Raw genomic sequence first — 14064 nt, forward strand, 5'->3', positions numbered from 1 at the left:
GGCAGTACATCGTTGAGAAGGGATGGCTATGGCAGGGGAAACGGTTCTTGTGGTCGGAGGCGCCGGCTATATCGGCTCGCACACATGTCTGGATCTGGCGAACAAAGGGTTCCAGCCCGTCGTCTACGACAATTTCTCCAACGGTCATCGCGAGTTCGTCAAATGGGGTCCGGCCGAAGAAGGCGATATCCGCGACCGGGCGCGCCTTGATGAAGTCCTGGCGAAATACAAGCCGGCCGCCATCCTGCATTTTGCGGCGCTGATCGAGGTGGGCGAATCTGTCAAGGATCCCGTCTCCTTCTATGAAAACAACGTCATCGGCACGCTGACGCTGCTGGCGGCGGCGCAGGCGGCCGGCATTGGAGCCTTCGTCTTCTCCTCTACCTGCGCCACCTATGGCCTGCCGCAGAGCGTGCCGCTCGACGAGAGCCACCGTCAGGTGCCGATCAATCCCTATGGCCGCACCAAATATATCGTCGAGCAGGCGCTCGCCGACTACGATCAGTACAAGGGCCTGCGTTCCGTGGTGCTGCGCTATTTCAACGCTGCCGGCGCCGATTTCGAAGGGCGCATCGGTGAATGGCATACGCCGGAAACCCACGCCATTCCGCTGGCGATCGACGCGGCGCTCGGCCGCCGCCAGGGCTTCAAGGTCTTCGGCAGCGATTACGACACGCGCGACGGCACCTGCGTGCGCGACTATATCCACGTCCTCGATCTTGCGGACGCGCATGTGCGGGCGGTGGAATATCTGCTCAGGGGCAGCGAGTCCGTTGCGCTTAACCTCGGCACAGGCACAGGCACGACGGTTAAGGAACTGCTGGGAGCCATCGAAACTGTGTCGGAACGGCCGTTCCCGGTCGAATATGTCGGCCGGCGCGAGGGTGATTCGACTACGCTGGTCGCCAACAACGACAAGGCTCGCGATATTCTCGGCTGGTCACCGCAATACGATCTGTCGCGGATCATAGAATCCGCCTGGAACTGGCATGCCAAATCCAACCAGCATTGAGTGGCGTCCCTCGGGTAAGCGCCCCAATGTGTTGCTGATATCGGCCGATCAGTGGCGGGGTGATTGCCTCTCCGCTGTCGGCCATGCCAGCGTGAAGACGCCGAATGTCGATGCGTTAGCGCAAGATGGAGTGTTGTTTACCCGGCATTTCGCAGGCACAGCACCCTGTTCGCCGGCGCGAGCGACGCTTTATACCGGCCTCTATCAGATGAACCATCGCGTTTGCCGCAATGGATCGCCGCTGGATGCCCGGTTCGACAATCTGGCGCTTGCCGCCCGGCGCGGCGGTTACGATCCGACGCTGTTTGGCTATACCGATACGGCTCCCGATCCGCGCGGCATGGATCCGAACGATCCGCATCTGACCACCTATGAAGGTGTGCTCCCCGGCTTCAGTGCCCGCCAACTCCTGCCCGAGCATGAGAAGCAGTGGCTTTCCTGGCTGCGTTCGCGCGGCCATCCGGAAGCGACGAGCCGCGATATCCATATTCCCGTCGGGGCAACGCCTGGCGAAATTTCCGATGCTGCGCCGGCCTATTCCAAGGATGAGACACAGACGGCCTTTCTCGCCGGCGAATTCATCCGCTGGCTCGGCGAACAGGACGCGCCGTGGTTCGCGCATGTCTCGTTCCTGAGGCCGCATCCGCCGTTTTCAGTGCCGGAACCCTATAATCGCATGTTTACACCAAGCGACGGACCGGCCTTTGCGCGTGCTGCAAATCGTGAGGCGGAACAGGCGGTTCATCCCCTTCTCGCCTTCGCCTTGCCGCTGATCGGCAAGGACAGCTTCATTTATGGCGGTGAAGGATCTGCGAGCGACTGGACATCAGAGGATCTATCGGCCATCCGCGCCATTTATTACGGCATGATCGCCGAGGTGGACACGCAGCTCGGGCGGATCTGGCAGGCGCTCAAGAATGTCGGAGCCTGGGACGATACGCTGATCATCTTCACCTCCGACCATGCCGAAATGATGGGTGATCACTGGATGCTCGGCAAGGGCGGCTTTTTCGACGGCAGCTATCATGTGCCGCTGGTCATCCGTGATCCCGGCCATCCGGCGGGTGCGGGCCGGCAGGTCGAACGCTTCACCAGTGCCGCCGATATCTTTCCGACTCTCTGCGACCGGCTTGGCCTCGTGCCCGACAATCATCTCGATGGCGGGACACTCGTGCCTTTTCTGGAGGGCGGCGAGCCGGAGGGTTGGCGCGACGCGGCGTTCTGGGAGTTCGATTTCCGCGATATCGCCAAGGGCGAGGCGGAGCGGCATTTCGGGTTGAAGTCGAATGCCTGCAATCTCGCCGTCATCAGGGACGAGCGTTTTAAGTACGTGCATTTTGCCGGTCTGCCGCCGCTGCTCTACGATCTGGCGAAGGATCCGATGGAGCTGACCAATGTTGCCGCTGACGCTGATTATGCGGCGGTGCGGCTGGGTTATGCCGAAAAGCTGTTGTCCTTGCGGGCGCAGCATCTCGACCAGACGCTTGCCTATACCGAGCTGACAGAAAAAGGGCCGGTTTCACGCCGGCCCTAATCAACGTTCAGCAGTAGTCCATCAAGAGAACGCACCAAGATAGGTCATCTTGCCGACCGGCAGGCCGCGGCTGCGCAGGATGGCGTGTGCGGTCGTGATGTGGAAGAAGAAATTGGGCAGGGCGAAGCTTGCGAGCAGGTTCTCACCGGTGAAGACCATCGTCTTGCCGCCGGGCGAAATCGTCACTTCACGGCTTTCACTGCCCGCCATCGTCTCCGGCGTGATCGTCGCCAGGAAATCCTGTGTCTTTTTCAGGCGTTCGCGCAGTTCGGCAACGGTCGTCTCATTGTCCTCGAAACGCGGCGCCTCGACGCCGGTCAACCGGACAATGGCAAGCTTGGCGCTGTCAGAGGCGCGCTGGAACTGACCGGAGAGCGGCAGCATGTCATCGATGAGCCGTGCGCCGACAAGCTCTTTTGGGTCGATGCCTTTCTCCGCGGCATAGGTCTCGATAGCATCGAGATAGGTCGCAAGGATCGTAAGACCGCGTTGAAAGACGGGAACTGAGAAGCTGTACATCGAGGGCATGCTGGTTCTCCATTGTCGGCCGGTGGGGGTATTCGGCCCGATAGTATCGGCGTTTTACGCCACTTCGATGTCGATGGAATGTCCGTTCCATCGGATCGAGTGGCTGAGATGTGGGTTCGAACACCGGCTTTTACAGCCTTTCCCCATCAAAAATTCCGCTATTGCCCTGAGAACTTCGTCTCCGCCGGGACGGTTACAAAATAGTGTTGACGTTTTCCTTGGGAAATGGAATAAATATTCCGCATAGTGAATTTTACGGTTTGTTTGTTCCGTTTTTAGGCCGCCGTTATGGGAGTGATGGCAGCTTGGATTGTTGGCCCTGCGGTCGAAGCCGAGGGTTCCGGTATTAATGAGGGGTGTGGCCGGACACCGCAATTGGGAGGAAAATCATGAGAAAACTTATCATTGGCTCCGCTATGGCGCTTATGCTCTCGACGGCGGCGCATGCCGAAACCATCGGTGTGTCGATGGCGCTGTTCGACGACAACTTCCTGACCGTTCTGCGCAACGGTATGCAGGATTATGCCAAGACGGTTGATGGCGTGAAGCTGCAGGTCGAAGACGCGCAGAACGACATCGCCAAGCAGCAGAGCCAGATCCAGAACTTCATCGCCAGTAAGGTAGACGCCATCATCGTCAACCCGGTCGATACGGATGCGACGGCTGCCATCTCGAAGCTGGCGGCAGAGGCGAAGATCCCGCTGATCTTCGTCAACCGCGAGCCGGCGAACGTCGACAGCCTGCCGGAAGGGCAAGCCTTTGTCGCCTCGAACGAGGTGGAATCCGGTACGCTGGAAGCCAAGGAAGTTTGCCGTCTTCTCGGCGGCAAGGGCAAGGCCGTCGTCATGATGGGCGAACTGTCCAACCAGGCGGCCCGCATGCGTACCAAGGACGTGCATGACGTTCTCGCCACCGACGAATGCAAGGGCATCACCATCGTCCAGGAGCAGACCGCCAACTGGCAGCGTACCCAGGGCGCCGACCTTGTGACCAACTGGCTCTCCAGCGGTCTCGAATTCGATGCCGTCATTGCCAACAACGACGAAATGGCAATTGGTGCTATCCAGGCGCTGAAGGCTTCTGGCAAGTCGCTGGACAAGATTGTCGTCGCCGGTGTCGACGCGACGCAAGATGCCTTGGCTTCGATGCAGGCCGGCGATCTGAAGGTCACGGTGTTCCAGGACGCCGCCGGCCAGGGCAAGGGTGCGGTGGATGCCGCGCTGAAGCTTGCCAAGGGCGAAAAGGTTGAGAAGAAGGTCTACATTCCCTTCCAGCTCGTGACGCCGGCAAACGTCAAGGACTTCGTCAAGAAGAACTGATCGCGTTCATATCGACGGATGCGGGCGCGTGAGCCCGCATCCTCACAAATTCCGCCACATTCCGGGAGAGAAAAGATGGTTGTCAGCCCATCCACCATGGCTGCGGTACGCGCCAGCGGCGCTGTTCCCAACGCCCCCTATCTGCTGAGTGCCGAAGGCATCCGCAAGGAGTTTCCGGGCGTGGTGGCTCTCGATGACGTTTCCTTTCGTCTGAAGCGCGGCACGGTGCATGCGCTGATGGGCGAAAACGGCGCCGGCAAGTCGACGCTGATGAAGATCCTGGCCGGCATCTATGTGCCTGATCAGGGCGAAGTGCTTCTGAAAGGCGTCGCGATCCGCCTGAAATCGCCGCTCGATGCGTTGGAAAACGGCATTGCGATGATCCATCAGGAACTCAACCTGATGCCATATATGACCGTTGCGGAGAATATCTGGATCCGTCGCGAGCCGAAGAACCGCTTTGGTTTCGTCGATCACGCCGAGATGCGCCGGAAGACGGAAGATCTCTTCCGTCGTCTGAACATCAGCATCGATCCGGAAATCCAGGTGGGCGAGCTCTCGGTCGCCAGCCGTCAGATGGTCGAGATCGCCAAGGCGGTCTCCTATGATTCCGACGTCCTGATCATGGACGAGCCGACCTCGGCGCTGACCGAGCGCGAGGTGGCGCATCTCTTCGAGATTATCCGCGGCCTGCGTGAGCAGGGTATCGGCATCGTTTACATCACCCACAAGATGAACGAGCTGTTCGAGATCGCCGATGAATTCTCGGTGTTTCGTGACGGTAAATATATCGGCACGCACGCCTCGACCGATGTTACGCGCGACGACATCATTCGCATGATGGTCGGCCGCGAGATCACCCAGATGTTCCCGAAGGAAGAGGTGCCGATCGGCGAGACGCTTCTCTCCGTCAAGGATCTCAGCCTGGATGGCGTCTTTTCCAATGTTTCCTTCGAGGTCAGGGCCGGCGAAATTCTCGGTGTCGCCGGGCTAGTCGGCTCCGGCCGCTCGAATGTCGCCGAGACGCTGTTCGGCGTGACGCCGGCTTCCTCCGGCACGATCGAGCTGTTCGGCAAGACGGTCAACGTCTCTTCGCCGGCGGTGGCGATCAGCCATCGCATGGCCTTCCTGACGGAAGACCGGAAGGATACCGGCTGTCTGTTGATCCTCAGCGTGCTTGAAAACATGCAGATCGCCGTGCTGCAGGACAAATTCGTTCGTGGCGGCTTCGTGCAGGAAGGTGCGGTCGCGGACGTTTGCGAGGAGATGGCGCGCAAGCTGCGCGTCAAAACGCCGACCCTCGACGAACGCATCGAAAATCTCTCCGGTGGCAATCAGCAGAAGGTGTTGATCGGCCGCTGGATGCTCACCAATCCGCGCATCCTGATCCTGGACGAACCGACCCGCGGCATCGATGTCGGCGCCAAGGCGGAGATCCATCGCCTGGTCACGGAAATGGCGCGTAACGGCGTCGCCGTCATCATGATCTCTTCGGAGATGCCGGAAGTGCTCGGTATGAGCGACCGTATCATGGTGATGCATGAGGGGCGGGTGACCGGCTTCCTCGATCGTGCGGATGCAACTCAAGTGAAGGTGATGGAGCTGGCGGCACAATGATCCGCGCCGGCCATCGCAAGGGAGGATTGAACCATGGTTAGCAAAGTCGCAGAGACGGTCGCACCGCAGCTGACGCGCTCGAGACGCCGTCGCGTGCCGCCAGAACTCGGTATCTTTCTGGTGCTGATCGGCATTGCACTTGTCTGCGAGGTTCTCGGCTGGATTTTCGTCGGCCAGAGCTTCCTGCTCAACATCCAGCGCCTGAAGATCATGATCCTGCAGGTCTCGGTCATCGGGATTATCTCGGTCGGGGTGACGCAGGTCATCATCACCGGGGGCATCGATCTCTCATCCGGCTCCGTCGTCGGTTTGACGGCGATGATCGCCGCAAGCTTTGCCCAGTCCTCCACCTGGGCGCGGGCGCTCTATCCGGCGCTCACCGATCTGCCGTTCTTCGTTCCGATCGGCATCGGCCTGCTGATCGGTCTTGCCGCCGGTTATGTCAACGGCCTGCTGATCACGAGAACGAAAATACCGCCCTTCATCGCGACGCTCGGCATGATGGTGTCGGCGCGCGGCCTGTCGAAGCTCTATACCAAGGGACAGCCGATCTCGGGCCTCACCGACCAGTTCAACTTCATCGGCACCGGCATCTGGCCCGTCATCGTCTTCCTGGTGGTTGCCTTCGCGTTCCATATCGTGCTGCGCTACACGCGCTACGGCAAATTCACCTATGCGATCGGCGCCAACATTCAGGCCGCGCGCGTCTCCGGCATCAATGTCGAGGCGCATCTGGTCAAGGTCTATGCGATCGCCGGTCTGCTGGCGGGTCTTGCGGGCATCATCACGGCGGCTCGCGTCCAGACGGCGCAGGCCGGCATGGGCGTCACATATGAATTGGATGCGATCGCAGCGGCCGTCATTGGCGGCACCTCGCTCACCGGCGGCGTCGGACGCATCGCCGGCACGGTGATCGGCACGGTCATCCTCGGCGTGATGATCTCGGGCTTCACCTTCCTGAACGTCGACGCATACTATCAGGAAATCGCCAAGGGCGTCATCATCATCGCTGCCGTGGCCATCGACGTCTATCGTCAGAAGAAGCGAGCGAAACGTTAGAACAGCCGAGTGTTAAATTTCGCCGTGTTTTGACCGCATTGGGGTGCGTTTGGTATGGATTTAAACAGTCCGTCTTCAAACGCTATTGGCTATGCTGCCCTCAAAGCTGATCCGTATGGCGGCGCGGAGGTCGCGTTGAAATACGGCCAAATGTCGCGAATCCCAGATCAACGATCTTGATCGTTTGCGAGTGAAAATTTCGTCGCAATGTCCAGTTGTGTAGCATTATAACCTGCGGCGAAACCTCATTTTAAGGGATATTCTAAAGGTTCCTACGACAGGCCCCATTGGAAAGCAGTTACGTAATGGAAATATGATGTTAGCGCTGATGGGATTATCGGGGGCCGCGGTTCGAATCCTGTCAGGAGCGCCAACTGCGGCTTTCGTAGAAAATTTCTTCGATTCAACGAAATGACGGGGTCGAAAATTCAAGTCCGCTCTAGTCGACGAAAATTGAGCCTGAAGACTCCAGGCAGAGGCCAGACATTCTCAGAGCCTCCGTGCCTGGTTATCCAGCCCATTGCGCGGAACAAATCGGCGGCCATCTTCAGTTTCCACCCATAGAGACGAGTGATGTACAGCCAATCAGTAGGGAGTTCAGCCATCACGAGTGGGCCGATTGTCTCCCTTCCTGGCGCGACTATCGCCTTGGTACGCTGCGCACCTCGCCAACGCGGATCGCTGCTGCGGCTTCGGCGGCGATCCGCGACATGAACTTGCGCGTGAACTGGCCAAGCGGTTTGGCATCCTCGAGTGCCCAAGACGTCGCGAGATCATCCGTGTTGAATTCGTCGACAATGACCCAAGCCGGCGTATAGAGTTTGGCGCGGCGGGCTTCGGTTTCTGGAATTTCCACATAGTGTGCGCCAGGTCGTGGCGGCTGGCTCGTGATCGGGAAAAGTAGGGGTTTCTGGCGACCATCCTTACCCACAACAATCAGCATTACGCAGGTCGGGCGCGCCTTACGACCACTTTCCTCCCCTTGATCATGCTCCCGTGCCCACAAATAGGAATAGAGAATGATGTGCCCATGTTTGGGTTCAATCATCTTGGCCATCGTCACGTACGATAGCGTCAAGGCCAGCCAGGAACTCATCGCGCTCTTCGCCCGTCAAATCCTCGACACGATGCGCCCGCTGGGTGTTCCGCCCTGCTAGACGGTCGAACTGTTCGGCCGTCAACAGGACGAACTTGCGTTTGCCCCGCTTGGTGATGTCGACAGGGCCGCCGAAGGCGGCCTCCACGACTTCCCCGGATTTGTTGCCAAGATCTGTGAGGGTGAAACTCGCCATGACAATCTCCTTTTCCCTAAAATAGGCGAATTAGCTGTTTCAGGCAAGTTCTTTGCTCAATTTCTGACATTTGGTAGTTTGTTGATTTCCACAGAGAACCGTCTAGACGGGTTTCTCTTATTTCACGACCTTGATATTGATCCGGGTAATCTTGGAACCCAGACGTACGGTTAAGTGATCGTCACCCGTAAAACCAGGATCTGGGCGATAATAGACAAAGGCAATCGCTCCCCGCCTGCCACTACAGGCTCGACGCGGCCCTTCCTTAATCAATCCAACAAGCACATCTTTCCACTCGAAGCTCACCTGCCCATGTTTCGGATAATCAACCGTATCGGGATAGATGCCCGTGACGTCCCTACATCCAGGTGTGATGGCACTTATCGTTCCCAATTCGGTTCTGCGGCCGGACTTTACCGTGCTTGTCTCAGGCTCCTGGTTTGTCACTCCAACGCACGCTGACAACATAAAAGCGAGACCCGATAATAAGCCGATATGCAAAGAGCTCCGTGCGGTCATCATCTTTCGTGCATCCTTCTGGATTGGTTTTTTTGGCTTTGCGGAGCTTTCCATCTGGTTCAGCGCTCCTGCATGTGAAAAAGCATCCAAGGATGACCCCGCTGGGATGAAACTTAGGTAATTGAAATATACTCCGTTTTGTGGAGAACGTGGCGAATATACCGGCGTGGCCCATGACCCCGTTGATGGTCCGATTTTCCTATCAATTTCAAATTGTTGCAGGGGATCTCAATAGGGTCATTGTTCAGAGCCGGTCCACGGACCGGTATATGCAGTGACGCTCCTGCCTTTTCGGCCGCTGCCCGCAGGCGCTTGTCTCTGGTCCACAAGGACGCTTTGTGGTCAAGGAGGATTGACGCCAGCAAGTGGGCATCCGTGTAACCAATGCCCATACTGAAAATGCCATGTCGGTCGATCATTATCATGACTTCGTCATGCGTGGCGACGATTGCGCCGCGCTGGGCCGCCAAGAAAGTTATGACAAGGTGGTTGTCGTCCATATCCGCCTATGTTGCAAAATGCACACGGCTCTCCAAAAACGGGCATGCTACGTCGTAGCGTGAACACTACTTATCGATGTATTAAGTAGAGCATGCTATGGAACGGATCAAGCCGATGATCGGCCGCACCGTCTGCGGTGCTTTTTCATGATTTTGATGATCTGTCGATGAGCAAGGTCCCCTTGCGCAATCCAATAATTTTGACTTCAGGAAGGTTTGCATGAGGTTTGCGACTTTGGCTAACGCATTTTCCGTCAAGACCCTCGCATCCGCGGTCTTCATCTCATCAACCCTATACGCGTCGTTCGGCCTTGCGCAGGAACAACCGGTTGCACCCGCCAATGCAGGTACTCAGCAAAGCCCTGCCGCGACAGCCGCCGGACAGACACAACCGGCGCCACAAGCCCGCGTGCAGAAGTTTGACGACTGGTACTATCGCTGCATTGACGGCAAGGCCGCAGACGGTTCTGCAGCTACGCATTGCGAAGTGGCACAGATCGCGACGGTGAAGCAGGGTGACCAGGACGTCAATGTGCTGACGCTCGCCATCGCCAAGGCCGATGCACCGGCCGCACCGGACAAGAAGACAGCAAAGCAGCCGGCAAGCGATCTGGTGCTGACCGCGCTCGTGCCGCTCAACATGTACCTGCCGGCAGGCTTGAGCATCGACGCGGCTGATAAGCCTGTTGTGCAGCTGGCCTATCGCAACTGCAACCAGGCCGGCTGCTGGTCACAGCAGAAGCTGGACACAAAGACGATCTCAGCGCTTGCCAAGGCGGCGGATGGGGTTGGTCATGTGCAGATGATGAATGGCCAGAAGGTTAACATCAAGTTCTCCCTGAAGGGTCTGTCGGCGGCATTGGATGCGCTGCAGAAGTCTGCCTCCAACTGACGTAAAGGCAGACAGGCTTATGACGTCAGCCCGGCGCGCAGCTGCCCCTCGCCACAATATCGTTTTGACCGCCAGCGCACTGTTGGCGGTAATTTTTGCGATATCACCTGCAGCTGCCCAGACGCCAAATGACGACTTCGCCCGCCGGCAGGCGCAGGAGGCCGAGCAGCAGCGTCTGGAGACCTTGGGCCGGATGACCCCGAAGCCGGCGCAGACCGAGGCTCAGCAACCGGCCGCATCTGGTGGCCAGAAGGCTGGCCCGTGCTTTGCCATCACCCATGTCGAGGTCGAAGGTGTCAAACAGTTTTCGGCCACCGCTATCGACACGGTGACCGCACCTTATGCGAACCGTTGCGTTGGCGTCGGTGAGATCAACTCGCTATTGCGCGACCTGACGCATCTCTACCTCAACAAGGGCTTTGTCACCTCGCGTGTCTACGTGCCGGCCCAGGATATTGCCGGAACGAAGGTGCTGCGCCTGGTGGCGGTCGAGGGCACGCTCTCCGACATCTACATCAACGGCAAGCCGGCCCCCGGCTCCGGCATGCTGGCGACTGCCTTTCCCGGCATGAAGGGTCACATCACCAATCTGCGTGATATCGAACAGGGCCTCGATCAGATCAACCGTCTCTCGTCCAACAACGCCAAGACGGCGATGCTGCCGGGGAAGACGGACGGCACCTCAATCCTCAATATCGAGAACAAGCCGGATCACCCCTGGCATCTCTCTTTCGGCAACAGCAATCTCGGCCAGGAACAGACGGGATATTCCAAGTCCTCGGCCTCGGTCGGCTATGACAATCTGTTCGGCATCAACGATCAATGGAACTTTTCCTACGAGCATAGCGGCCCGGACTACCCCTGGCGGAACGATGGCGTCGGCAAGAGCAACAGCTATTCCGGCAATGTCAGCGTGCCCTACGGCTACTGGACATTGTCGCTGAATGGCTCCTGGTATGGCTATGACAGTTCGGTTCCGGGGAATTTCGGGACACTGCAAACATCCGGCGACAGCAAGCAGGTCGGTATCGGCGCCGACCGGGTGATTTTCCGCGACAAGGATTCGATCACCACCCTCAACACTGGCCTGACCTACAAGGAAACCAACAATTTCCTGCTCGGCAGCAAAATAGAGGTCGGCAGCCGCAAATATACCGCCGGTGATCTCGGTATTTCCCATTCCCGCCGCATGCTGGGAGGCCTTTGGGTCTTCGATCTCTCCTATAGTCAGGGACTTAATCTCTTCGACGCCGTCGCACCTGGCGATGCCGGGGCAGGCGACGCCGATCCTCGCTTCTCCAAGTTCAGCGGCACGATCACCGTGACGCGGCCCTTCGAGGTCAGCGAACAGCGCTTCGAGCTCAATTCGATCGTGACCGGACAATATTCGCCCGACAATCTGTTCGGGGCCGAGCAGATCTCGCTTGGCGGCTATTCCTCGGTTCGCGGCACGCGCGAGACCATGCTTTACGGCAATAACGGCTTCTTCGTCCGCAACGATCTCGTCTGGCGCACGCAGCCTTTCGCCGACAACGCGGAGCTTGCGAAGATCCTCGGCGAATTCCGGCCCTATGTCGGCCTCGACTACGGACGGATCGCACGCCAAGCGCGCTATCGCATCGATGGCGGTGACATGCTTGGCTGGACGGCTGGCGCCAAGCTCGCCGGCGGTCATGTCAATTTCGATATCGGTTATTCGGACATATTCGGCGGAACGACAGATCGGCGCGATGCCGGGCTGCTGTTCGTCAGTACATCGGTGAAGTGGTGATTAATAAATTTAGAGGGAAATCATAATGGGATTGATCTGGCGAAACGATAATTATGCCGTGCGATCGGCAACGCTTCCGATTGCGGCGCTTCTTTGCTGTGCAGTCGTACTTTCGAGCTGCGGCGGTCGTGAGGCGCATCCGGTCGCGGCGACCAATGTCGCCGATAGCGGGATGGATTGCGGCGGGATCTCCCGCGAATTCGAAGCCAATGAACGCCAGATCCTGTCGACCGTCAAAGAGCGTTCGCAGGCGCAGGGTAAGAACGTCATCCTCGGCGCCACTGGCGTTCTGCTTTTCTGGCCCGCGCTGTTCTTCATGGATCCCAAGTCTCCGGAAAAAGTTGAGATCGATGCGCTTCGCAATCGCAATCAGGTCCTCAGCGAATTTGGCCGTTCGCGGAAGTGCCCGGTGCCCAAGTCGAAGCTCGGGGACCTCTACAAGAAGCTTGATGGCGGGGCGCAAACGGTGCCGGCCAAGAGTGATCGTTGAGGCGGCGCGATGATGCAAAACTGTTCAGTTTCCGGCTATGTTGGTTTTCATGCGTGGCTGATGCGGGGGTTGCAATACTGCTGCGCCCTGCTTCTGGTGACGGTGCTCGCCTCTTGTGTCACCACAGATCCGCGGTTGGTTGCGGCGCTCCAGCGCACGTCGGTGCGTGAGATCCGAATCGAGACGGCGCCCGACGTTATGATGACGGGCCTTTTCACTCAAGGCAAAGCCGATCCGCAACTTTCCATGGTCGTTCGTACCTTAAAGAGCACGATGGAGAAGGAACTGATCGGCGTGCCCGGCGGTCCGACCCGCGGGCGGCTGGTTGTTACTCTGCACACGGTCGATTTGAGCACGAAGGCTGGCCGCATCCTGATCCATAGCGACAGCGGCATCAGTGGGACGGTTCGGCTTGAAGACGCCAAGACCGGTCAACTGATCGCGGAGAACCCGAGCGTTGTCGGCGTGAACCCTGCGATGAGGGGTGAGGGTTATGGCATATTCATAGCAATGGCCGTCAACGCAGTCGCTGCCGCCGGACCGGAGGACATCCTAGCCCAACGCCTGTCGAAATCCTTTACGCAACAAGTCAAAATCTGGCTGACCAAGAAATAGGGCAGCTCCGGCGGCGGACCTCTGCCCGCCGCCGTTGTCACTGAGACCCGAAATGCATGAGACGGGTAGGCGTTCGAAAAGACAGAAACGAGTGATGAGCAAACCCGCATCGCATTGACGGCGGCGACGTGTTTGGATGGACCGTCGACGCCAAGCTCGCCGGCGGGCATGTGAATTTCGACATGGGGTATTCGGACATATTCGGCGGAATGGTCGACCGGCACGATGCACTATTGCGGCTTCAAACGCGCCAGCGGGGAGTGCAATTGCAGTTGCCACGTTTGTGGTTATTTTCGGCGGTTTTCTCACGCCATGGCTGTCCCGGGCGGCGGCTTCAGGCTGGAGCACCGCATCCAAGTTCGTCCGCCATCGCCACGCCGCAAGGCTTGAAGCGCCCGCGGTGAACCATCCGTGATGCGTGTCTCTCCGTATTGCATATAGTCATTGGTGTAAAATTCACACGGTCTTTACCAAGCTCACGCGAACATTCCCAATGTTGGCTCCCTTTATCCGTGTGGCAATTGACGTCCGCCACCAAGTCGATCATGAGAAATCTTCAATATGTGCCGCATGACGCGGCCTGGGCGAGGTGAGATGTAGGCTACATAGTCGGGCGAGAGCCGCGGACGTAGCCCGACCTCAGAAGGGCGAACGTATCATGGGCAAACATCCGCGCCAGGGGTCTGGCAAGTCGTACAGAGAATGGACTGCCTCGCAGTTGGCTGCGGGCGACATCGTTCATCGGCTCGCGCGCCTTGTTCACAAGGCACTTGCCCTGACGCTGAGCAGCCTCCTGGTATTGCAGCCGGTGATTGCCAACGCCCAGTCGGTTTCGGCGAGCACCACCGCACCAACCGCCAATCAGCCGGGTGTCGGTGCAGCTCCGAACGGCGTGCCGCTGATCGACATCGTCACG

At 58.5% G+C, this 14064-nt stretch carries 14 protein-coding genes and 1 pseudogene; 10 read left to right on the forward strand and 5 right to left on the reverse strand.

Going from position 1 to position 14064, the window contains the following annotated elements:
* Nucleotides 1–28: 28 nt before the first annotated feature.
* Both galE and RRH01S_RS26470 read left to right on the forward strand, forming a co-directional pair.
* Entirely contained in the window at nt 29–1012 is a 984-nt protein-coding gene (galE, locus tag RRH01S_RS26465; protein WP_042475404.1) for a UDP-glucose 4-epimerase GalE, read from the forward strand.
* Nucleotides 990–2546, forward strand: a complete 1557-nt coding sequence (locus RRH01S_RS26470) for an alkaline phosphatase family protein (protein ID WP_034519662.1) — start codon at nt 990–992, stop codon at nt 2544–2546. Before galE ends, RRH01S_RS26470 begins: the two co-directional genes overlap by 23 nt.
* A 21-nt stretch (nt 2547–2567) precedes the next feature.
* Here the strand turns inward: RRH01S_RS26470 and RRH01S_RS26475 are convergent, their stop codons facing one another.
* On the reverse strand, nt 2568–3074 hold the full coding sequence (locus RRH01S_RS26475) for a DUF1993 domain-containing protein (protein ID WP_007694714.1): 507 nt from the start codon (nt 3072–3074) through the stop codon (nt 2568–2570).
* Nucleotides 3075–3463: 389 nt separating this feature from the next.
* On the opposite strand from RRH01S_RS26475, the gene RRH01S_RS26480 reads away from it, so the two are divergent.
* The 3 genes from RRH01S_RS26480 to RRH01S_RS26490 all read left to right on the forward strand — a co-directional run bounded on the left by RRH01S_RS26480 (nt 3464) and on the right by RRH01S_RS26490 (nt 7069).
* Nucleotides 3464–4393 carry a sugar ABC transporter substrate-binding protein gene (locus tag RRH01S_RS26480; protein WP_007694715.1) on the forward strand — a complete coding sequence of 310 codons (930 nt, stop codon included), beginning with the start codon at nt 3464–3466 and terminating at the stop codon, nt 4391–4393.
* A 75-nt stretch (nt 4394–4468) separates the two neighbouring features.
* Nucleotides 4469–6010: a sugar ABC transporter ATP-binding protein gene (locus RRH01S_RS26485; RefSeq protein WP_034519659.1), complete on the forward strand. Its 1542-nt coding sequence runs from the start codon at nt 4469–4471 to the stop codon at nt 6008–6010.
* Nucleotides 6011–6043: 33 nt separating this feature from the next.
* Nucleotides 6044–7069 carry an ABC transporter permease gene (locus RRH01S_RS26490; RefSeq protein ID WP_007694717.1) on the forward strand — a complete coding sequence of 342 codons (1026 nt, stop codon included), beginning with the start codon at nt 6044–6046 and terminating at the stop codon, nt 7067–7069.
* 640 nt (nt 7070–7709) lie between these two features.
* Here RRH01S_RS26490 and RRH01S_RS26495 read toward each other — a convergent pair.
* The 4 genes and pseudogenes from RRH01S_RS26495 to RRH01S_RS34925 all read right to left on the reverse strand — a co-directional run.
* Nucleotides 7710–8165, reverse strand: coding sequence for a hypothetical protein (locus RRH01S_RS26495; RefSeq protein ID WP_052365283.1), 456 nt, complete (start codon nt 8163–8165; stop codon nt 7710–7712).
* Nucleotides 8110–8361 (reverse strand): type II toxin-antitoxin system Phd/YefM family antitoxin, encoded by a 252-nt coding sequence (locus RRH01S_RS26500; protein ID WP_007694720.1) that lies wholly within the window; start codon nt 8359–8361, stop codon nt 8110–8112. The genes RRH01S_RS26495 and RRH01S_RS26500 overlap by 56 nt, the downstream gene beginning before the upstream one ends.
* A 117-nt stretch (nt 8362–8478) precedes the next feature.
* Nucleotides 8479–8934: a hypothetical protein gene (locus RRH01S_RS34215; RefSeq protein ID WP_012652901.1), complete on the reverse strand. Its 456-nt coding sequence runs from the start codon at nt 8932–8934 to the stop codon at nt 8479–8481.
* A gap of 209 nt (nt 8935–9143) precedes the next feature.
* A pseudogene (locus RRH01S_RS34925) lies at nt 9144–9362 on the reverse strand (type II toxin-antitoxin system VapC family toxin); the annotation flags it as partial.
* 238 nt (nt 9363–9600) lie between these two features.
* Here RRH01S_RS34925 and RRH01S_RS26515 point away from each other — a divergent pair.
* The 5 genes from RRH01S_RS26515 to RRH01S_RS26535 form a co-directional block, all read left to right on the forward strand.
* Nucleotides 9601–10272, forward strand: coding sequence for an invasion associated locus B family protein (locus RRH01S_RS26515; protein ID WP_042475413.1), 672 nt, complete (start codon nt 9601–9603; stop codon nt 10270–10272).
* A 19-nt stretch (nt 10273–10291) separates the two neighbouring features.
* Nucleotides 10292–12043 (forward strand): ShlB/FhaC/HecB family hemolysin secretion/activation protein, encoded by a 1752-nt coding sequence (locus RRH01S_RS26520; protein ID WP_042475416.1) that lies wholly within the window; start codon nt 10292–10294, stop codon nt 12041–12043.
* A 25-nt stretch (nt 12044–12068) separates the two neighbouring features.
* Nucleotides 12069–12533: a hypothetical protein gene (locus tag RRH01S_RS26525; protein ID WP_042475419.1), complete on the forward strand. Its 465-nt coding sequence runs from the start codon at nt 12069–12071 to the stop codon at nt 12531–12533.
* A gap of 60 nt (nt 12534–12593) precedes the next feature.
* Entirely contained in the window at nt 12594–13148 is a 555-nt protein-coding gene (locus RRH01S_RS26530) for a hypothetical protein (RefSeq protein ID WP_042475451.1), read from the forward strand.
* A gap of 658 nt (nt 13149–13806) precedes the next feature.
* The coding region (locus RRH01S_RS26535) for a hypothetical protein (protein ID WP_042475422.1) at nt 13807–14064 on the forward strand (258 nt) is incomplete at its 3' end.

The sequence above is a fragment of the Rhizobium rhizogenes NBRC 13257 genome (genome assembly GCF_000696095.1).
GTDB lineage: Bacteria > Pseudomonadota > Alphaproteobacteria > Rhizobiales > Rhizobiaceae > Rhizobium > Rhizobium rhizogenes.

Bases quoted from the DNA above. Each gene is read 5' to 3' on its own strand.
- RRH01S_RS26530 (WP_042475451.1), top strand. From the start codon at position 12,594: ATGCGGGGGTTGCAATACTGCTGCGCCCTGCTTCTGGTGACGGTGCTC.
- RRH01S_RS26475 (WP_007694714.1), bottom strand. From the start codon at position 3,074: ATGCCCTCGATGTACAGCTTCTCAGTTCCCGTCTTTCAACGCGGTCTT.
- RRH01S_RS26470 (WP_034519662.1), top strand. From the start codon at position 990: ATGCCAAATCCAACCAGCATTGAGTGGCGTCCCTCGGGTAAGCGCCCC.
- RRH01S_RS34215 (WP_012652901.1), bottom strand. From the start codon at position 8,934: ATGGAAAGCTCCGCAAAGCCAAAAAAACCAATCCAGAAGGATGCACGA.
- RRH01S_RS26515 (WP_042475413.1), top strand. From the start codon at position 9,601: ATGAGGTTTGCGACTTTGGCTAACGCATTTTCCGTCAAGACCCTCGCA.
- galE (WP_042475404.1), top strand. From the start codon at position 29: ATGGCAGGGGAAACGGTTCTTGTGGTCGGAGGCGCCGGCTATATCGGC.
- RRH01S_RS26525 (WP_042475419.1), top strand. From the start codon at position 12,069: ATGGGATTGATCTGGCGAAACGATAATTATGCCGTGCGATCGGCAACG.
- RRH01S_RS26520 (WP_042475416.1), top strand. From the start codon at position 10,292: ATGACGTCAGCCCGGCGCGCAGCTGCCCCTCGCCACAATATCGTTTTG.
- RRH01S_RS26480 (WP_007694715.1), top strand. From the start codon at position 3,464: ATGAGAAAACTTATCATTGGCTCCGCTATGGCGCTTATGCTCTCGACG.
- RRH01S_RS26485 (WP_034519659.1), top strand. From the start codon at position 4,469: ATGGTTGTCAGCCCATCCACCATGGCTGCGGTACGCGCCAGCGGCGCT.
- RRH01S_RS26490 (WP_007694717.1), top strand. From the start codon at position 6,044: ATGGTTAGCAAAGTCGCAGAGACGGTCGCACCGCAGCTGACGCGCTCG.
- RRH01S_RS26495 (WP_052365283.1), bottom strand. From the start codon at position 8,165: ATGAGTTCCTGGCTGGCCTTGACGCTATCGTACGTGACGATGGCCAAG.
- RRH01S_RS26500 (WP_007694720.1), bottom strand. From the start codon at position 8,361: ATGGCGAGTTTCACCCTCACAGATCTTGGCAACAAATCCGGGGAAGTC.